At 72.0% G+C, this 16,890-nt stretch carries 19 protein-coding genes; 9 read left to right on the top strand and 10 right to left on the bottom strand.

Annotated elements, in window-relative coordinates:
- Positions 1 to 80: 80 nt before the first annotated feature.
- The 3 genes from GWK15_RS10280 to dapA all read right to left on the bottom strand — a co-directional run bounded on the left by GWK15_RS10280 (position 81) and on the right by dapA (position 2,493).
- The gene (locus GWK15_RS10280; RefSeq protein WP_168041189.1) at positions 81 to 965 is read right to left on the bottom strand and encodes a hypothetical protein; all 885 of its coding nucleotides are present in this window, start codon (positions 963 to 965) and stop codon (positions 81 to 83) included.
- The gene (gene smpB / locus GWK15_RS10275; protein ID WP_168041188.1) at positions 962 to 1,453 is read right to left on the bottom strand and encodes an SsrA-binding protein SmpB; all 492 of its coding nucleotides are present in this window, start codon (positions 1,451 to 1,453) and stop codon (positions 962 to 964) included. Before smpB ends, GWK15_RS10280 begins: the two co-directional genes overlap by 4 nt.
- 161 nt (positions 1,454 to 1,614) lie before the next feature.
- Positions 1,615 to 2,493, bottom strand: a complete 879-nt coding sequence (dapA, locus tag GWK15_RS10270) for a 4-hydroxy-tetrahydrodipicolinate synthase (RefSeq protein WP_168041187.1) — start codon at positions 2,491 to 2,493, stop codon at positions 1,615 to 1,617.
- A gap of 107 nt (positions 2,494 to 2,600) precedes the next feature.
- Here dapA and GWK15_RS10265 point away from each other — a divergent pair, with 107 nt between their 5' ends.
- From GWK15_RS10265 to GWK15_RS10240, 6 genes are all read left to right on the top strand, one after another.
- Positions 2,601 to 4,562, top strand: coding sequence for a lytic transglycosylase domain-containing protein (locus GWK15_RS10265; RefSeq protein ID WP_168041186.1), 1,962 nt, complete (start codon positions 2,601 to 2,603; stop codon positions 4,560 to 4,562).
- On the top strand, positions 4,559 to 5,410 hold the full coding sequence (locus GWK15_RS10260) for an alpha/beta fold hydrolase (RefSeq protein WP_168041185.1): 852 nt from the start codon (positions 4,559 to 4,561) through the stop codon (positions 5,408 to 5,410). Before GWK15_RS10265 ends, GWK15_RS10260 begins: the two co-directional genes overlap by 4 nt.
- Positions 5,407 to 5,856 carry a phosphatidylglycerophosphatase A gene (locus tag GWK15_RS10255; RefSeq protein WP_168041184.1) on the top strand — a complete coding sequence of 150 codons (450 nt, stop codon included), beginning with the start codon at positions 5,407 to 5,409 and terminating at the stop codon, positions 5,854 to 5,856. Before GWK15_RS10260 ends, GWK15_RS10255 begins: the two co-directional genes overlap by 4 nt.
- Positions 5,857 to 5,858: 2 nt before the next feature.
- Positions 5,859 to 6,341 carry a CinA family protein gene (locus GWK15_RS10250; protein WP_168041473.1) on the top strand — a complete coding sequence of 161 codons (483 nt, stop codon included), beginning with the start codon at positions 5,859 to 5,861 and terminating at the stop codon, positions 6,339 to 6,341.
- Positions 6,342 to 6,439: 98 nt separating this feature from the next.
- Entirely contained in the window at positions 6,440 to 7,420 is a 981-nt protein-coding gene (locus tag GWK15_RS10245) for a Bug family tripartite tricarboxylate transporter substrate binding protein (RefSeq protein ID WP_168041183.1), read from the top strand.
- 101 nt (positions 7,421 to 7,521) lie between these two features.
- Entirely contained in the window at positions 7,522 to 8,160 is a 639-nt protein-coding gene (locus GWK15_RS10240) for a YcbK family protein (protein ID WP_168041182.1), read from the top strand.
- 34 nt (positions 8,161 to 8,194) lie between these two features.
- On the opposite strand, the gene GWK15_RS10235 is transcribed toward GWK15_RS10240, so the two are convergent.
- Positions 8,195 to 9,262 carry a threonine aldolase family protein gene (locus GWK15_RS10235; RefSeq protein ID WP_168041181.1) on the bottom strand — a complete coding sequence of 356 codons (1,068 nt, stop codon included), beginning with the start codon at positions 9,260 to 9,262 and terminating at the stop codon, positions 8,195 to 8,197.
- A gap of 75 nt (positions 9,263 to 9,337) precedes the next feature.
- On the opposite strand from GWK15_RS10235, the gene GWK15_RS10230 reads away from it, so the two are divergent.
- The 3 genes from GWK15_RS10230 to GWK15_RS10220 all read left to right on the top strand — a co-directional run bounded on the left by GWK15_RS10230 (position 9,338) and on the right by GWK15_RS10220 (position 11,258).
- On the top strand, positions 9,338 to 9,883 hold the full coding sequence (locus GWK15_RS10230; protein WP_168041180.1) for an amino acid synthesis family protein: 546 nt from the start codon (positions 9,338 to 9,340) through the stop codon (positions 9,881 to 9,883).
- 61 nt (positions 9,884 to 9,944) lie between these two features.
- On the top strand, positions 9,945 to 10,505 hold the full coding sequence (locus GWK15_RS10225; RefSeq protein ID WP_168041179.1) for a DUF4337 family protein: 561 nt from the start codon (positions 9,945 to 9,947) through the stop codon (positions 10,503 to 10,505).
- 105 nt (positions 10,506 to 10,610) lie between these two features.
- Complete coding sequence (locus GWK15_RS10220; protein WP_168041178.1) at positions 10,611 to 11,258, top strand: hypothetical protein; 648 nt, start codon at positions 10,611 to 10,613, stop codon at positions 11,256 to 11,258.
- A 7-nt stretch (positions 11,259 to 11,265) separates the two neighbouring features.
- On the opposite strand, the gene GWK15_RS10215 is transcribed toward GWK15_RS10220, so the two are convergent.
- The 6 genes from GWK15_RS10215 to GWK15_RS10190 form a co-directional block, all read right to left on the bottom strand.
- Positions 11,266 to 11,916 (bottom strand): glutathione S-transferase family protein, encoded by a 651-nt coding sequence (locus tag GWK15_RS10215; protein ID WP_168041177.1) that lies wholly within the window; start codon positions 11,914 to 11,916, stop codon positions 11,266 to 11,268.
- 185 nt (positions 11,917 to 12,101) lie between these two features.
- Positions 12,102 to 12,581 (bottom strand): type II toxin-antitoxin system RatA family toxin, encoded by a 480-nt coding sequence (locus GWK15_RS10210; protein WP_168041176.1) that lies wholly within the window; start codon positions 12,579 to 12,581, stop codon positions 12,102 to 12,104.
- Between the two features lies 1 nt (position 12,582).
- Positions 12,583 to 13,557: a lipoyl synthase gene (lipA, locus tag GWK15_RS10205; RefSeq protein WP_168041175.1), complete on the bottom strand. Its 975-nt coding sequence runs from the start codon at positions 13,555 to 13,557 to the stop codon at positions 12,583 to 12,585.
- Positions 13,558 to 13,630: 73 nt separating this feature from the next.
- Positions 13,631 to 15,025, bottom strand: a complete 1,395-nt coding sequence (gene lpdA / locus GWK15_RS10200; RefSeq protein ID WP_168041174.1) for a dihydrolipoyl dehydrogenase — start codon at positions 15,023 to 15,025, stop codon at positions 13,631 to 13,633.
- The gene (locus tag GWK15_RS10195; protein ID WP_168041173.1) at positions 15,025 to 15,513 is read right to left on the bottom strand and encodes a GNAT family N-acetyltransferase; all 489 of its coding nucleotides are present in this window, start codon (positions 15,511 to 15,513) and stop codon (positions 15,025 to 15,027) included. Before GWK15_RS10195 ends, lpdA begins: the two co-directional genes overlap by 1 nt.
- An 85-nt stretch (positions 15,514 to 15,598) precedes the next feature.
- Positions 15,599 to 16,888, bottom strand: a complete 1,290-nt coding sequence (locus GWK15_RS10190; protein ID WP_168041172.1) for a pyruvate dehydrogenase complex dihydrolipoamide acetyltransferase — start codon at positions 16,886 to 16,888, stop codon at positions 15,599 to 15,601.
- Between the last annotated feature and the right edge of the window lie 2 nt (positions 16,889 to 16,890).

The following is a 16,890-nucleotide window of genomic DNA, read 5'->3' as shown; positions in this document are numbered from 1 at the left end:
CTTCGCTGGATCAAATGCGGCCCGCGCCGCCCGTTGCAAGGGCCACCGGCCGGATGAGGCGCGCCCGCCGCCGCGAGGCGTCAGCGCAGCCCGTCGAGGAAGCGCGCCGCCGCGGCACCTGCCGGCACCGGGCGATCGTCGAGCCGGTTGATGAGCTGGTAGGCGGTCGGGACGCCGCGCGGATCGGGCGGGGGCAGCGCCTCGAAGCGGAGCGGCGCGCGCGCCGCCGCGGCCCAGGCCGTCGCCGCCGCCCGTCCCTGGCCGCCGCCACGCCGCTCCCCCTCGACCTGCAGCCACAACACCGGGGCGGCGGCGCCGGCCGCAAGCCGCCCGGCGGCGGCAGCCAGCGGCTCGGGGGCACAACCGGCGTCGGGCATCGCCGCGCTGCGCGGTGCGAATGGTGCCGCGACGATGGCCGCTGCGATGCCGGTCGCCTCGGGCAGACCCAGAAGGCCGAGCAGGGCCCAGCCGCCGCTGCCGACCCCCGCCAGGACCGTCCCCGCAGGCGCCACCCCGGGCAGCGACCGGCCATAGGCGAGTGCGACGGCGAGGTCCGCCGCCTCGGCTCGCGCCAGCCCCGCCGCGCCGTCCTCGGGGCAACCGGGGCCGAGAGCATTGCGCCGGCCGCCGCTCGGGGCGAAGCCGCGGCGCACGACGGCGATCACGGCCATGCCCCGATCGAGGAAAAAGCGTGCCTCGTTCGACCAGCAGAAGATCTCGACCGATGCGATGGAAGAGGAACTGCGGCGGGTCGCCGGCGTCACCGCCGGATCGTCGTGCGTGAGAAGTGCGAGCGGCCGCGCCTCCTCCCCCGGCGGGCGGCAGGCGCGCGCGCGCAGCACCTCCCCGCCCGGCAGCGGGATGGCATGCGACTGCTCGCGCCACTCGCCCTGCGGCGCATCGAGCGGCGCGGCAGCAGCCGGCAACGCCAGCAGCAGCGCGATCGCCGCTGGCCAGGCCCTCATTCCTGGCCCTTGTTGCGCATCATCCGCGACTTGTCGCGCTGCCAGTCGCGCTCGGCGATGGCCGCGCGCTTGTCGTGCTTCTTCTTGCCCTCCGCGAGGCCGAGCAGGACCTTCGCCCGCCCGCGGTCGTTGAAGTGAATGTCGAGCGGCACGAGCGTCGCGCCTTCGCGCGTGATCGCGCCCGTCAGCGACTGCACCTGCTTGCGGTGCAGCAGCAGCTTGCGCGGGCGGCGCGGCTCGAACTTCGCCATGAAGGACCCGGCCTGCCATTCGGGGATGTAGCAGTTGAACAGCCACATCTCGCCCTCGCGCTCGCCGGCCCAGGCTTCCGCGAGGGTGGCGCGGCCGGCGCGCAGGCTCTTCACCTCGGGGCCGATGAGCTGAAGCCCGGCCTCGATGGTCTCGCCGATCTTGTAGTCGAAGCGGGCCTTGCGGTTCTGCGCGGCGATGCCGTGCGAGATCAGGCCCTTCTTACGCGGTTCGGTCACTCGTTCCTTGCCCTCAAACGCCGGGCGGGCCGCATCCGCGGCCCTTGGCTTCGCGCGCCCGTGTAGCACGCGGGGCGGGTGTTGGTCGCGCGCGGTCGCGCTTCGTGCTCCCGGCCCGAGGCAGGGGCCTCGGGCCGCCTAGATGTGGGGAGTCCCGCCGTTCAGTTCAGCAGGCCGACCGAGACCATCGCCTCGCGCACCTTCGCCTTGTTGGCGTCCGACACCGGCGCGAGCGGCAGGCGGCAATGCTCGGTGCTCTTGGCCAGCAGGCTCGCGGCGTACTTCACGGGGCCCGGAGAGGTCTCGCTGAACATCGCGTCGTGCAGCGGCACCAGGCGGTCCTGGATCGCCATCGCCTCGCCGGTGCGGCCCTCGCGCCAGGCCTTGTGCATCTCGGCGCACAGGCGCGGCGCGACGTTCGCGGTCACGCTGATGCAGCCCACCCCGCCGGCGGCGTTGAAGGACAGCGCCGTGTGGTCCTCGCCCGAGAGCTGGATGAAGTCGGCCCCGCAGGCGCGCTTGGTGTGCAGCGGGCGGGTGAGGTTCGCCGTCGCGTCCTTCACCCCGACGATGTTCTTGTGCTTGGCCAGCCGCGCCATGGTCTCGACCGACATGTCGATCACGCTGCGGCCGGGGATGTTGTAGATGAACAGCGGCAGGTCCGCGGCATTCGCGACGGCGGTGAAGTGCAGGTACATCCCTTCCTGCGTCGGCTTGTTGTAGTAGGGCGTGACGACCAGCGTCGCATCCGCGCCCGCCTTCTTCGCGTGCTTCGCGAAGTCGATCGCCTCGGCGGTCGAGTTGCTGCCCGCGCCCGCGATCACCGGCACGCGGCCGTTCGACGCCTCGACGCACAGTTCCACGACGCGCTTGTGCTCGTCATGCGACAGGGTCGGGCTCTCGCCCGTCGTGCCGACGGGGATCAGGCCCTCGGTGCCCTCGACGATCTGCCATTCCACCAGGTCCTGGAACGCCTTCTCGTCCAGGGAGCCGTCCGCCTTCATGGGCGTGATCAGCGCAACCATCGAGCCCCTGAACATGACGACGTCCTCCTCTTGTGCCGCGGCGATCGGGGAACCTAGGCGCGGGCCCACCCCGGGGCAAGGCCGCGGGACAAGCGCCCCCCGGATCGGCTAGGAAGGCGGCCATGCGCAGACTGCTGATCATCGCCGCCCTGGCCCTGCCGCTGCCCGCCGCGGCGCAGCCCTGGGCACCCGAGGGCGCCCGCGTCGCCGGCCGCCAGGCCATCGCCGCCGCCGGCGCCGGGCGCTGGGGGGAAGCCGAATCCTATGTCGGCGCCGCCGACCCCCTGGCCGCCAAGATCGTGCTGTGGATGCGGCTGTCGAACCGGGCGGCGCCGGCCTCGGCCGCCGAGCTCGTCTCCTTTCTGGCCGACAACCCGGACTGGCCGCTGCCCGACGCGATGGCCCGCCGGGCCGAGGCCGCCCTGACGGTCGAGGGCGACGACGGCCTCGCGCTGCGGCACTTCGCCCGCTACCCGGCCCGCACCCTGCCCGGCACGCTGCGCCACGCCGAGGCCCTGGACCGCGCCGGCCGTGGCCAGGAGGCGCGGGACGTCCTCCGCCGCGGCTGGACCGAGACGCCGGGCGACGCGATCGCCGAGGAAGCCATCCTCCTGCGTTTCGGCTCCGCCCTGACCGAGGACGACCAGTGGCGCCGCTTCGACCGGCTCGCCTTCGCGCGGGACTTCGCCGGCGCGGGCCGCGCGGCGCAGCGCCTGTCCGGCGCGCGGCGCAATGCCGCCGACCTGCGCCTCGCCCTGGCGCGGGAGGACGATGCCGCGCTCGCCGTTCGCGCCCCCGACATCGGCGTCGCCTATGAACAGGCCCGCCTGCTGCGCCGCCGCGACCGGGACCAGGAGGCGGCCGCCGTCTGGTCCACCGCCGAGCGCCTGCAGGCCGAGTTGCAGGGCGAGGCCGCGCGTGCCGTCTGGGCGGAACGCCAGGTGCTGTCGCGGAAGCTGCTGCGCCTGGGCCAGGAACGCGACGCCTATCGCGTCGCCGCCGCGCACGGCCAGTCCGCGGCCGGCGAGCCGCGCCAGGACGGCGAGTTCCTCGCCGGCTTCATCGCGCTGCGCCGGCTGAACGACCCCGCCCTCGCCGAGCGGCACTTCGTCGCGGTCGGGCAGGACAGCCGTTCCGTCATCACCCGCGCGCGGAGCGCCTATTGGCAGGGACGCGCGCTTTCGGCCCGCGGCGACCAGAACGGCGCGCGTACGCGCTACGCCCAGGCCGCCGAGCTGCCGGTCGCCTTCTACGGGCAACTCGCCGCGCTCGCGATCGGGGAGGACGAGGCGCGTCTGGCCGCGCGCGTCGCCCGCGCCTCCGTCCCGCCGGTGACGACGCCGCGCGCGGCCGACTTCACCGCGCGGGAACTGACGCGCGCGGTGCTGACGCTCGCCGATCTCGGCGACACCCGGCGCGCCCGGATCTTCCTGCTGCGGCTGGAAGACCTCGCGAACGACGGCACCGACCGGATGCTCGCCGCGCGGCTCGCGACGCATATCGGCCGGCCGGACCATGCGGTTTGGATCGCGCGCCGCGCCGGCGCGGATGGCGACATCCTGCTGCCCGAAGGCTGGCCCGCGCCCTATCGCCCACCGGTCTCGAGCCCCGAGCCCGCCTACATCAACGCCATCACCCGCCAGGAGAGCAACTTCGACACCGAGGCGGTGTCCGGCGCCAATGCGCGCGGGCTGATGCAGCTGCTGCCCTCGACCGCGACGCTGGTCGCGCGCCGGCTCGGCACGCCCTTCCAGCTCGCGCAGCTCACGGCGAGCCCCGAGACCAACATGCGCCTCGGCGCCGCCTATCTGGACGAGATGCTGGCGCGCTACGGCGGCGCCCTGCCGCTCGCGGCCGCCGCCTACAATGCGGGGCCGGGGCGGGTCGACCAGTGGCTCGGCACCTATGGCGACCCGCGCGGCAGCGATGTCGACGTGATCGACTGGATCGAGCAGATCCCCTTCACCGAAACGCGCAACTACGTCCAGCGCGTGATCGAGAACGTCATCGTCTACCGGGCGCAGGATCCCTCGGCCGCGGGGCGCGCGCATCCGCTCGCGCAGTACCTGCGGCGCGGTCCGTGACGCCGCGGCGCGTCACCGTCTCGGCACGCGACGGTCTGGCCCTTTCGGCACTGGACTGGCCGGGGGCGCCGGGCCGCGCGCCGGTGCTGATGCTGCCGGGAATCTGCCGCAACGCGCTCGACGCGAGCGGGCTCGCCGCGCGGCTGGCGGGGCGCCGGCGCCTCGTGGCCTTCGACTATGCCGGGCATGGCGAGAGCGAACGGCCCTCCGACCCCCGCCGCTACCAGCCGGAACTGCTGATCCGCGACGTGATCGACATGATGGCGGCGCTGCACCTGCACGGCGTCGCGCTGGTCGGGACGTCCTTCGGCGGGCTGGCGTCGATGGCGATCGCGGCGCTGCGGCCGGCCTCCCTGCAGGCGGTGGTGCTGAACGACATCGGGCCGCGCATCGAGCATGTCGGGCGCTCGCGCATCGTCGAATTCATCGGCCGCGACCATCGCTTCCCCTCCTTCGAGGCGGCCCTCGCCTGGTATCGCGAGCATCACCCGCCGATGCCGCTGCTGGACGAGGATGGCTGGCGCGGCTTCGCCGGACGCACCTACCGCGAGGGCACCGACGGCACCTGGCATCCGCGCTGGGACATCCGCATCGCGCAGCAGGCGATCGGCGCCGCGGCCGGGCCGCCGCCCGACCTCTGGCCCTTCTTCCGCGGCCTGGGGCGTCTGCCGCTGATGCTGGTCTGGGGGGAGGCGAGCACGCTGCTCTCGGCCGACACGGTCGCCGAGATGCAGGAGATGCGACCGGACATGCAGGTGGTCTCGCTGCCGGGCACGGGCCATGCGCCGACGCTGGACGAAGGCCCGGCCGCGGCCGCCATCGACGCCTTCCTCGAGGCGGTGCCGTGAGCCCTTCCCTGGCCGTCGCGACGCTGGGCGGCATCGGGCGGCTGAAGCCGGCGCCCGGAACCTGGGGCTCGGCGGCGGTGCTGCCGGCGGCGCTGCTGGGGCCGGGTTGGGCGCTCGGCCTCGCCGTGGCGGTGACCATCGTCGGCTGGATCGCGCTGCGCGACCTGTTCGCCGGCGATCCGGACCAGGATCCCGGCTGGGTGGTGGTGGACGAGGCGGCGGGGATGCTGCTCGCGCTCGCGGCGCTGCCGGCCGGGGCGGGCTGGACCGGCGTCGGCCTCGCCTTCCTGCTGTTCCGCGCCTTCGACATCCTCAAGCCCTGGCCGGTCTCCTGGGCCGACAACCTCGGCGGGCCGGTGGGCGTGATGCTGGACGACATCCTGGCCGGCGCCATCGCCGGCGCGCTGCTGATCCTGCTGGGCGCCGCGGCGCCGGGAGTGCTGTGACCATGCTGCCCGAGGAGACGCTGGACCAGGCGCGCGCCCTGCTCGCGGCGCTGGAGGCGCGGGGCGAGACCCTCGCCACCGCGGAATCCTGCACCGGCGGGCTCATCGCCGCGGCGCTGACGGCGATCGCCGGATCCTCGAGCGTCGTGATGGCCGGCTTCGTCACCTATTCCAACGCGGCGAAGATACGCATGGTCGGCGTGACGCAGGCCTCGCTCGCCGCGCATGGCGCGGTCAGCGAGGCGGTGGCGCGCGAGATGGCCGACGGCGCGCTGCGTGAGGCGGGCGTCGACGTCGCGCTGTCCTGCACCGGCATCGCGGGGCCGGGTGGGGCGACGCCCGGCAAGCCGGTCGGCCTGGTCTTCGTCGGCCGCGCGCGGCGCGGCGCGGCGACGATCGTCGAACGCCACGTCTTCCCCGGCGACCGCGCCGCGGTGCGCGCGGCGACGGTCGCAGCGGCGCTGCGGATGGCGATGCCGGGATGACCCGGCGCTGATTTGACAGCGCGCTTCCGACCGGGCTCCCTGCCCGCATGAACGCCGTGTCATGCGGCGCAAGCAAACGGATCGGAAGGAAACGCCCCATGGATCGTCGCAGCCTGCTGCGCGCACTCGGCGCTGCGCCGCTCATGCCCGCCCTGCCTGCCGTCGCGCAGGGCACACCGGGCTGGAAGCCCGATCGGCCGGTGCGCTTCATCGTCGGCTTCGCCGCGGGCGGCAGCACGGACACGACGGCGCGGCTGGTGGCGAACGCGATCGGCGGGACGCTCGGCCAGCCCGTGGTGGTGGAGAACCGCGTCGGCGGCGCGGGCAATATCGGGTCCGAGCACGTCGCGCGCAGCGCGCCGGACGGGCTGACCTACGTCGTCGCCTCCGTCGGCACGCACGCCACCAACCAGTTCCTCTACAAGAGCCTGCCCTTCCACGTCGCCAACGACTTCACGCCGGTGTCGCTGGTGCTGGTCAGCGGCGCGGTGGCGGTGGTGCATCCCTCGCTCGCGGTGCGCAGCGTGGCCGACCTCGTCGCCTATGCGCGTGCCAATCCGGGCAAGATCAACATCGGCACCAGCGGCGTGGGCAGCACGCAGCATTTCGCCGCGGCGCTGTTCGAACAGCGCGCCGGCGTGCAGTTCACCCACATCCCCTATCGCGGCGGCGCGCCCGCCATGTCGGATCTCGTTGCCGGCCGGCTCGACCTGGTCTTCTCGCCCCTCGCCGAGACCATGTCCTTCATCCAGAGCGGCCAGGTGCGTCCCCTCGGCATCAGCCGGACGGAACGGATGCCCGCGCTGCCCGACATCCCGCCGATCGCCGACACCGTGCCGGGCTACGCCTTCAATTCCTGGATCGGAATCTTCGGCCCGGCGCGCCTGCCCGCGAACATCGTGCAGGCCATGTCGCAGGCGATCACCGCCGGCGTCCGCTCGCCGGAGGTGAACCAGCGCATGACGAGCCTCGGCTACCTGCCGGTCGGCGGCGGGCCGGAGGCGATGGCCGACCTGCAGCGTCGCGACCTGGTGCTGATGGAGGAACTCGTCCGCCTGACCGGCGCCAGCGCCGATTGAGACGCCGCGCGCGCGGCGCGCAGGCAACACTCGGCGCGCACGTATCGCGGGAATCGCAACGCCCGTTGCTCCCGCCCCGTCGGCGGGCGCAAGGTTCAGCCATGGTTAATGTTACCAGCCTGGCGCGGCTGCGGCGCCGCGCGCTGCTTGCCGGCCTCGGCGCTTCCGCCATCGGCGGCGGGGTGGCCCGGGCCGATGTCGTGCCGTCCGTGCAGACGCCGCCGGCGGGGGTGACCGATCCCGCGCCCCCGGCCCCGCAGCCCGAACCGCAAGTCCAGGCGGCGCCGGAGCGCGAACGCTGGATCTGGGTGCAGAACAATGCCGGCGAGGAAGTCGCCGTCGCCTACCGCGCCGGGCAGAACTACAACGTCGCCGCGCTGGTGCGCCTGCAGCGCCTGTTCCGCGACCTGCGGGCGGAAACGGCCGGACCGATCCCCGCGCTGCTGGTCGACATGCTGTCCCTGCTGCAGGAACGCTTCGGCTACACGCGGCCGCTCAAGCTGATCTCCGGCTACCGCACGCCGCAGACCAACGCGACGCTGCCCTTCGCCGCGCCCAACTCGCTGCACATGCGCGGCATGGCCGCCGACATCATCGTGCCGGGCTTCTCGCAGACCGACGTGGTGAACCAGGCGATGGCCCTGTCCAACATGCTCGGCTTCATGGGGATCGGCTGGTACGGGTCCTTCACCCATGTCGACATCGGGCCGAAGGCGAACTGGGCCCGGATGATCAACTGAAGGGGAAACGCCGCCGGCGCCTCCCCTGCCCGGTTCAGGCGGCGGCGAGCGCCGCGCGGATCTCCGTCACCGCTTCCTCGATCATCGGCGCCGTCACGTCGAGATGCGTGCAGGCGCGCACCCGCCCGCCAAGGCCCGACACCGCGATGCCGCGCATCTGCAGCTTCGCCTGCAGCTGCTCGACGGTCATGCCCGCGCCCTTGATGTCGAAGAAGACCAGGTTGGTGTCCGGCTCCTCGACCACCACGCCCGGGATCTGGCGCAGGCCGCGGGCGAGCGCCTTGGCGTTCGCATGGTCCTCGGCCAGCCGGTCGATGTTGTTGTCGAGCGCGTAGATGCAGGCCGCCGCGCAGATGCCGGCCTGGCGCATCGACCCGCCCAGGCGCTGCTTCCAACGCCAGGCACGGCCGATGAATTCCTCGGACCCGCAGAGCACCGCGCCGAGCGGCGCGCCGAGCCCCTTGGTGAAGTCGAGCCAGACGGAATCGTAGGACGCGACCATGTCCTTGGCCGAGATCCCGGCCCCTACGCAGGCGTTCATCAGCCGCGCGCCGTCCATGTGGGTCGACCAGCCCTGTTCGTGCGCAACCGCGGCGACCGCGTTGAGCTGCGCGAGCGGCCAGATCGCGCCGCCGCCGATGTTCGCCGTCTGCTCGACCTCGAGCAACCGCTGCGGCGGGGCGTAGCGCGTCTTCGGACGGATCGCGGCGCGCACGTCGTCGGCCGTGAACATCCCGCGCGGGCCCTTCATCGGCATGATCTGCACGCCGGTCAGCGCGGCATGGGTGCCGCCCTCGGAATGCAGGATGTGCGAGGTCTCGTGCGCGATGACCTCGTCGCCCTTCGAGCAATGCGTGAGGATCGCGATCACGTTGCACATGGTGCCGGACGGCAGGTAGACGGCCGCCTCCTTGCCCATGAGCGCGGCCATGCGGTCGCACAGCTCGTGCACGGTCGGGTCGTCGCCATGCTGCTCGTCGCCGACCTCGGCGCGCATCATCGCTTCCTTCATCGCGGGCGTCGGGCGCGTCTGCGTGTCGGAATAGAGGTTGATGCGCACGGGCGGGGCGCCGGCGGGCGGGCGGTTCGGGGCGTGGACCATGATCAAACCTGTGTTGTGACCGGTTGCGGGAAGCATGCCCCCGGCGCCACGATCCGGCCAGAGGGGGAGGACGCCATGGTCCAGATCCGCAAGCTCGCCTTGCTGCGCGAGCAGGCCTTTGCCGAGATGGGACACACCGTCGACCGCCCGGTCGTGCGCGCGGTCGCGCTCATCGCCATCGTCAATCCCTGCGCGGGGCGCTTCGTGCGGGACCTCACCGACCTGATCGAGGCCGGCGCGGCGCTGTCCGAGCGCGTCGCCCCGGACCTCGTGAAGATGCTCGACGGGCCCGCCGTCGCCTACGGCAAGGGGGCGATCGTCGGAAGCTCGGGGGAACTCGAGCACGGGCACGCCGTGCTGCATCCGAAGCTGGGCAAGCCGCTGCGCGCGGCGATCGGCGGGGGTGCGGCGCTGATGCCCTCGGCGGTGAAGATCGGGCCGCCGGGCAGCACGCTCGACCTGCCGCTGGGGCACAAGGACGACGCCTGGTCGCGAGGACATTTCGACGCCATCACCGTCTCGCTGGGCGACGGGCCGCGGCCGGATGAGATCCTGGTCGCCATCGCGCTGGCCGACGGCGGACGGCTGCTGCATCGCATCGGGGAGGGCGCGCCGCGCTGACCCCTTCCCCGAATCGCGCGGCCCCGGCAGATGAGCATCCTGTAACGAAAGGGGGCGTGCCATGGCCGGGGGCGCACATGTCGACCACAACTCCAACAAGGGCGTCGCGCTGCTGATCGCGGTGCTGGCGCTGTTCCTCGCACTGGCCGAGACCGGCGCGAAGAGCCAGCAGACCGAGGCGATCAGCCGCAACATCGAGGCGGCGAACCTCTGGGCCTTCTTCCAGGCCCGCACCATCCGCCAGACCAATGTCCGCACGGCGGCCGAGCAGGCGGAGATCGCGCGCCTCGCCCTGCCCGAGGCAGCGCATCCGCATGTGATGCGCCAGCAGGAAGCCTGGCGGGCCACCGCCGCCCGTTGGGAAAGCGAGCCCGAGACCGGCGAGGGCCGCCGCGAACTCGCCGCCCGCGCCCGCGCGGCGGAGGAGAAGCGCGACCGGTCACTCGCCGCCTACCACCAGTACGAAATCGGCTCCGCCGCCTTCCAGGTCGGCATCGTGCTGGCCTCGGCGAGCGTCATCACTGGGGTCGGGCTGCTGGCGGTCGCCGGCGGGCTGCTCGGCGTGGTCGGCGTCGGCTTCGCGGCGCTGGGCTTCTTCGCGCCAACGCTGGTGCACCTGTAGGGCGGGTGTGATGGGCGTCACGGGCGGAACCGCCCGGGCGCCCGCGGCGCTTCCAGACCGGCCCGGCGCCGGACTAGGGTCCGCCCGGTTCGGGAGGAGAGCGCCATGAGTGGACTTCGCATCAGCCCCGGCGGCGTCGCCGACCTCGCCCGCGGCAAGGAACAGGAGGCTCGCGCGGCCGGCGCGGACGGGCTCGACATCCGGCTGTCGCAGGACAGCGGCATGGACGCGCGCGACATCATGTTCCTGCGCCGCTTCACGCAGCAGAAGGGCCTGCTGATCGTCTTCCGCTGCCCCAAGCCGTCGGCCCGCGCCTTCCACGGCACGCTGCCGGCCAAGACCTTCGCCACCAAGGCCAAGACAAACGAGACCGGCACGGTCATGGGCCATGGCGGCACGCTGATGGTCTCGGACTACGACATGATGAGCGTCTGGCGCTCGACCGGGACGGGGTACCAGAAGATCCACGTCTCGGCGCTCGTCCCCGGCGCGGCGCGCGGCGTCTGGTCGAACGAGGCCCGCGACCTGGTGCGCGAGATGAACCAGTCGCTGGTGAGCAAGCTGCAGCATGGCTGCCAGGACGACTTCGCCTCGGAGAAGAACCCCGGCGTGAAGATGGCGGACCATTTCCTGGCCATCCGCATGGGTGACGGCGTCTACCTGCCGGACCCGATCCATTGCGAGAACTTCTACCGCGCCCATGCGCTGCGCTGGCCCTACGGGTCGGGCGGGAAATACGTCATGGGCGGCTGAGGCGGCGTCAGCCCGGCGGGCGGAAATGCCGCGCCCAGACGGGCGCGATGGCCGGCCGCGCGGCCACGGCCCGCCCCAGGGCCGCGATCTTCGGGCAGGCCCCGGGCAGCCAGTCCGCCCCCTTCAGCCAGCGCGACAGCACCGCGATGTACGCGTCCGCCACGGTGAAGCGGGCGCCGAGCAGGTAGGGGGCGGCGGGATCGCCGGTCAGCCCGGCCTCGGCTTCGACCAGGCTCCAGAGGTCGCGATACATCGCCTGCGCGCGGTCTCGGATGGCCTCGGCATGGGACGGGTCGGGGCTGAAGCGGGCCGGGTAGTCCCATCGCGTGACATGCGGGTAGCCCTCCGCGCCTGCCAGCACCATCCAGCGTAACGCGACGGCGCGGGCGGATTCCGCCGGCGGGGGCAGCAGCCCGGCCTCGGGGTGGCGGTCGGCGAGCGTGATCAGGATGGCGATGGTCTCGGTCACCACCGTGCCGTCGGGCAGCAGCAGGGTCGGGATGCGCCCCATCGGGTTGATCCGCCGGTACTCCGCGGCGAGTTGCGCATCGGTGGCGAGCGGCACCGCGCGCAGTTCGACCGGCGCGCCGATCTCGGCCAGGGCCATCTCGACCGGCGCCGAGCCCGAGCCGCGGTCGCCGTAAAGGACGTAGGTCATGGCGGGAGCCTGCCGCATCGCGCCGGGGCGGCGCCAACGCAAAGCGGTGATGGATGCGATCAGCGCCGCTGAAGGTCAGCGGTGATGGAGGAAGTTCACCGTCGGCAGCAAGGGCGCGACAATCAGGAAGGCCAGGGCGAGGAGTAGCGTCGCCCCCGCCAGCAGCATGACGGCGCGGTGCAGGTTCAGCCCGTCGCGGAAGGCGCCGGCGTGCCCGGCGTCACCGGCGCGGTGTTGCGGCCATAGAGCGCCATGGCGCGGCGTTCGAAGGCGCGGACCATCAAGCGCACCGCCTCGTTGAACACCACGCCGATCGCCATCTGCAGGATGCGGGAGCGGAATTCGAAATCGACGAAGAAATCGACCTCGCAGCCCTGCGGCAAGGGATGGAAGCGCCAGTGGTTGTTCAGGTAGCGGAAGGGCCCGTTCTCGTAGGTGACGTGGATGTGGCCGGGGCGTTCCAGCGTGACGCGGGAGCGGAAGGTCTCGCGGAACATCCGGAAGCCGATGGTCAGGTCGGCGACGAGTTCGCCCTCGGTGCGGGACAGCACACGCGCACCGACGCACCAGGGCAGGAATTCCGGGTAGCGACGCACATCCGCGACCAGGTCGAACATCTGCTCCGGCGTGTAGCGCAGGACCTTCTTTTCGGCGTGGGTCGGCATGTCAGGCGCGGGCCGCGAGGCGTTCCTCGCGCGCCTGGCGCAGCGCGGCGAAGTCGCGGTCGGCGTGGTAGGAGGATCGCGTCAGCGGCGTGGCGGAGACCAGCAGGAAGCCCTTGCCGCGGGCGGTCGTCGCGTAGTCCTCGAACTCCTCGGGCGTGACGAAGCGGTCGACCGCGGCGTGCTTCACGGTGGGCTGGAGGTACTGGCCGATGGTGAGGAAATCGACCTCGGCCGAGCGCAGGTCGTCCATCACCTGCAGCACTTCGATCCGCTTCTCGCCGAGGCCGACCATCATGCCGGACTTGGTGAAGATCGACGGGTCGAGCTGCTTCACGCGATCGAGCAGCCGCAGCGAATGATAGTAGCGGGCCCCGGGGCGGATGGTCGGGTAGAGCGCCGGCACCGTCTCGAGGTTGTGGTTGAACACGTCCGGGCGGGCGGCGACGACGACCTCGAGCGCACCCTCCTTGCGCAGGAAGTCGGGCGTCAGGATCTCGATGGTCGTGTCCGGCGCGGCGGCGCGGATGGCCCGGATGGTCTGCGCGAAATGTTCCGCCCCGCCATCGGCCAGGTCGTCGCGGTCGACCGAGGTGATGACGACGTGCCGCAGGCCGAGCGCCGCCACCGCCTCCCCCACCCGGCGGGGCTCGTCGGCATCGAGGGCGTTCGGCAGGCCGGTCGTGATGTTGCAGAAGGCGCAGGCGCGGGTGCAGATCTCGCCCATGATCATCATGGTCGCGTGACGCTGGGACCAGCATTCCCCGATGTTCGGGCAGGCCGCTTCCTCGCACACCGTGGTCAGGCGCTGGTCGCGCATCAGCGCCCGCGTCTCGTGATAGACCGGGTGGGTCGGCGCCTTGACCCGGATCCAGGCAGGCTTGCGCTGGATGGGGTTGTCCGGGCGGTGCGCCTTTTCCGGGTGCCGTTCGGCGCCGGTGCGCGGCTTGCGGTGGTCGATCTCGATGCGGGTCGTCATGGGGCCTTCCGGCCGGGCATATAGGCCGTCCGGGCCGACCCTGCGAGGTTTCCCCGCGCAGGGCCGCCCTGCCTCAGATGTGGATCACCCGGCCATAGGCGTCGAGCACGCTCTCATGCATCGATTCGCTGATGGTCGGATGCGGGAAGACCGTGTGCATCAGCTCGGCCTCGGTGGTCTCGAGGGTCCGGGCGATGGTGTAGCCCTGGATCATCTCGGTGACCTCGGGCCCGACCATGTGGGCGCCGAGCAGCGCGCCGGTCTTGGCGTCGAACACCGTCTTCACGAAGCCCTCGGGCTCGCCCAGCGCGATCGCCTTGCCGTTGCCGATGAAGGGGAAGCGGCCGACGCGGACCTCGTGGCCCTTGGCCTTGGCGGCGGCCTCGGTCAGGCCCACGGACGCCACCTGCGGGCGGCAATAGGTGCAGCCCGGGATGTTCGAGGTGTCCATGGCATGCGGGTGCAGCCCGGCGATGGCCTCGACCACCATGATGCCCTCGTGGGACGCCTTGTGGGCCAGCCAGGGCGGGCCGGTCAGGTCGCCGATGGCATAGACCCCGGCTTCCCCGGTGCGCCCCATGGCGTCGGTCACGACATGGGTGCGGTCGACCTGCACCTTGGTGCCGTCGAGGCCGAGATTCTCGACATTGCCGACGATGCCGACGGCCGAGATCAGACGGTCGGCCTTGATCTCCTGCACCTTGCCCCCGGCCTCGACGATGGCGGCGACGCCGTCGCCCTCCTTCCGCACGCCCTGGACCTTGGCGCCGGTGATGACCTTCATCCCCTGCTTCGTGAAGGCCTTCTGGACGAAGGCCGAGACCTCCGCATCCTCGACCGGCAGGATGCGATCCATCACCTCGATCAGGGTCACCTCGGCGCCCATGTTGAGGAAGAAGGAGGCGAATTCCGACCCGATCGCGCCCGAGCCGATGACGATCAGCCGCTTCGGCATCGCCGGCGGCACCAGCGCTTCCTTGTAGGTCCAGATCAGCTTGCCGTCGGGTTCGATCCCGGGTAGCACGCGTGCCCGCGCGCCGGTCGCGAGGATGATGTGCTTCGCCGCGATCTCCGCGACCGGCTTGCCGTCCTTGGTCACGGCGAGCTTGCCGGGGCCGGCGAGCGCGCCATGCCCGTCGAAGACGGTGACCTTGTTCTTCTTCAGCAGCCCCTTCACGCCCATGGACAGCTGGTTCGCGACATTGCGCGACCGCTTCACCACCTTCGCGAAGTCGAAGCGGACGTTGTCCGCCGCGAAGCCGTAGTGGTCGAGGCTGTGCAGCAGGTGGTTGATCTCGCTGGCGCGCAGCAGCGCCTTGGTCGGGATGCAGCCCCAGTTGAGGCATATGCCGCCGAGGTGCTCGCGCTCCACCAGCGCGACCTTCATCTTGAGCTGCGATGCGCGGATCGCCGCGACGTAGCCGCCGGGGCCGCCGCCCACCACCACCAGGTCGAATGTCTCGGCCATCACGCGGCCTCCTTCGCAAGGGTTGCGAGCGCGTCGCCGGCAAGGCGCCGCGTGATCCATTCCTTCAGGTTCTCCGCCCCCATCGCGTCATAGGTCGCGATGGCCGGCGTGTTCCAATCGAGCACGTTCCAGGCAAGCCGCCCGCCACCTTCAGCCAGCGTGTCCTGCGCCAGTCGCGCGAACAGAGCCTTGGCAATGCCGCGTCGCCGGAACCGCGGTTCCACCCAGAGGTCCTCGAGCCACCGCCCCGGCTTCGCGAGGAAGGTGGAGAAGGTCCAGTGATAGAGTGCGATCGCCGCGGGCTCGCCCTCCCATTCCGCCACCAGGCAGCCCGCGCGCTGCGTGGCGCCGAAGATGGCGGCATGGAAGTCGGCCTCCGTGCCCACCGCTTCGTGCGCCAGGCGCTCGTACTCGGCCAGCGCGCGCACGAAGCGCGCGATGGTCGGCACGTCGGCGGGAACCGCCTCCCGGATGCTGAGTTGGGGCATCCGATTCACGCCTCCGGTGCTCGGCGCCATGCGTTGCGCGCACGCGGCGCGCGACGCCTGCGCCCTGCGGCGATCGGATGCCCGGTCACAGCATCAGGCTCAGTGGATCCTCGATGGTGCGCTTGAGCGCCTGCATGAACTCCGCGGCGAGCGCACCGTCGATGACGCGGTGGTCGACCGACAGCGTGCAGGTCATCACCGTCGCGATCGCCAGCGCGCCATCCTTCACCACCGGCTTCTGCAGCCCGGCGGAGACCGCGAGGATACCGGCCTGCGGCGGGTTGATGATCGCCGAGAAGTCCGACACGCCATACATCCCCATGTTGGAGATGGAAAAGCCGCCGCCCTGGAATTCCTCGGGCTTCAGCTTGCCGGACTTGGCGCGCGCGGCGAGGTCCTTCATCTCGTTGCTGATCGCGGCGAGGCCCTTCTTGTCGGCGCTGCGCACGATCGGCGTGATCAGCCCGTCGGGGATGGACACCGCCACCGAGATGTCGACGTCGTGGTACTGGATGATCGCGTCGTCCGTCCACGTCGCGTTGCAGGCCGGGAAGCGCCGCAGCGTCGCCGCCGTCGCCTTGATCACCAGGTCGTTGACCGAGAGCTTGTAGGCGCCCGGCCCGTCCTTGGGCGAACGCGCATTGAGGTCGGCGCGCAGCTTCAGCAGCGCGTCGATCTCGATGTCCATGGTCACATAGAAATGTGGGATGGTCGCCTTCGATTCCGACAGGCGGCGCGCGATCACCTTGCGCATCGTGCTGTTCGGCACCGCAGTGTGCGGGGCGGTGATGGCGACCGGTGCGGCGGCCGGCTTCGGCGCCGGCGCCGCAGCGGCGGCCGGGGCCGGCGCAGCGGCAGGGGCCGCCGCCGGGCCGCGCGACAGCGCCGCCTCGATGTCCGCCTTCACGATCCGCCCGTTCGGGCCCGACCCCTTCACCCCGGCAAGATCCAGCCCCGCCTGCTGCGCCATGCGCCGCGCGAGCGGCGAGGCGAAGACGCGGTCCCCGCCCGAGGGCGGCAGCGGCTGCGGGTTCAGCGCAACCGGCGCGGCTGCCGCCGGTGCCGGTGCTGCGGCCGGCGGCGCGGCGACAGGTGCGGGGGCGGCCGCCGGCGCACCTGAGGGCACTGCCTCGCCCTCGTCCACCAGCACCGCGATGACGTCGTTGACCTTCACGCCCTGGCTGCCGTCCGGCACCAGGATCTTGCCGAGGATGCCTTCATCCACGGCCTCGACTTCCATCGTCGCCTTGTCGGTCTCGATCTCGGCGATAACGTCGCCGGCCTTGATGCGCTCGCCTTCCTTCTTCAGCCAGCGCGCCAGGTTGCCCTCCGTCATGGTGGGGGAGAGCGCCGGCATCAGGATGTTCGTGGCCATGG

Origin of the sequence: Neoroseomonas oryzicola (assembly GCF_012163135.1) — a bacterium.
Taxonomy (GTDB): Bacteria; Pseudomonadota; Alphaproteobacteria; order Acetobacterales; family Acetobacteraceae; genus Neoroseomonas; species Neoroseomonas oryzicola.
The sequence above is the reverse complement of the archived record's forward strand: the minus strand, read 5'-3'. Positions and strand labels throughout refer to the sequence as shown.

Excerpts from the sequence above, each read along its gene's own strand:
- GWK15_RS10240 (WP_168041182.1), top strand. The coding sequence starts at position 7,522 with ATGGTTAATGTTACCAGCCTGGCGCGGCTGCGGCGCCGCGCGCTGCTT.
- GWK15_RS10265 (WP_168041186.1), top strand. The coding sequence starts at position 2,601 with ATGCGCAGACTGCTGATCATCGCCGCCCTGGCCCTGCCGCTGCCCGCC.
- GWK15_RS10280 (WP_168041189.1), bottom strand. The coding sequence starts at position 965 with ATGAGGGCCTGGCCAGCGGCGATCGCGCTGCTGCTGGCGTTGCCGGCT.
- GWK15_RS10195 (WP_168041173.1), bottom strand. The coding sequence starts at position 15,513 with ATGCCCCAACTCAGCATCCGGGAGGCGGTTCCCGCCGACGTGCCGACC.
- lpdA (WP_168041174.1), bottom strand. The coding sequence starts at position 15,025 with ATGGCCGAGACATTCGACCTGGTGGTGGTGGGCGGCGGCCCCGGCGGC.
- GWK15_RS10230 (WP_168041180.1), top strand. The coding sequence starts at position 9,338 with ATGGTCCAGATCCGCAAGCTCGCCTTGCTGCGCGAGCAGGCCTTTGCC.
- GWK15_RS10235 (WP_168041181.1), bottom strand. The coding sequence starts at position 9,262 with ATGGTCCACGCCCCGAACCGCCCGCCCGCCGGCGCCCCGCCCGTGCGC.
- dapA (WP_168041187.1), bottom strand. The coding sequence starts at position 2,493 with ATGTTCAGGGGCTCGATGGTTGCGCTGATCACGCCCATGAAGGCGGAC.
- GWK15_RS10210 (WP_168041176.1), bottom strand. The coding sequence starts at position 12,581 with ATGCCGACCCACGCCGAAAAGAAGGTCCTGCGCTACACGCCGGAGCAG.
- GWK15_RS10250 (WP_168041473.1), top strand. The coding sequence starts at position 5,859 with ATGCTGCCCGAGGAGACGCTGGACCAGGCGCGCGCCCTGCTCGCGGCG.
- GWK15_RS10190 (WP_168041172.1), bottom strand. The coding sequence starts at position 16,888 with ATGGCCACGAACATCCTGATGCCGGCGCTCTCCCCCACCATGACGGAG.
- GWK15_RS10225 (WP_168041179.1), top strand. The coding sequence starts at position 9,945 with ATGGCCGGGGGCGCACATGTCGACCACAACTCCAACAAGGGCGTCGCG.
- lipA (WP_168041175.1), bottom strand. The coding sequence starts at position 13,557 with ATGACGACCCGCATCGAGATCGACCACCGCAAGCCGCGCACCGGCGCC.
- GWK15_RS10220 (WP_168041178.1), top strand. The coding sequence starts at position 10,611 with ATGAGTGGACTTCGCATCAGCCCCGGCGGCGTCGCCGACCTCGCCCGC.
- GWK15_RS10245 (WP_168041183.1), top strand. The coding sequence starts at position 6,440 with ATGGATCGTCGCAGCCTGCTGCGCGCACTCGGCGCTGCGCCGCTCATG.
- GWK15_RS10215 (WP_168041177.1), bottom strand. The coding sequence starts at position 11,916 with ATGACCTACGTCCTTTACGGCGACCGCGGCTCGGGCTCGGCGCCGGTC.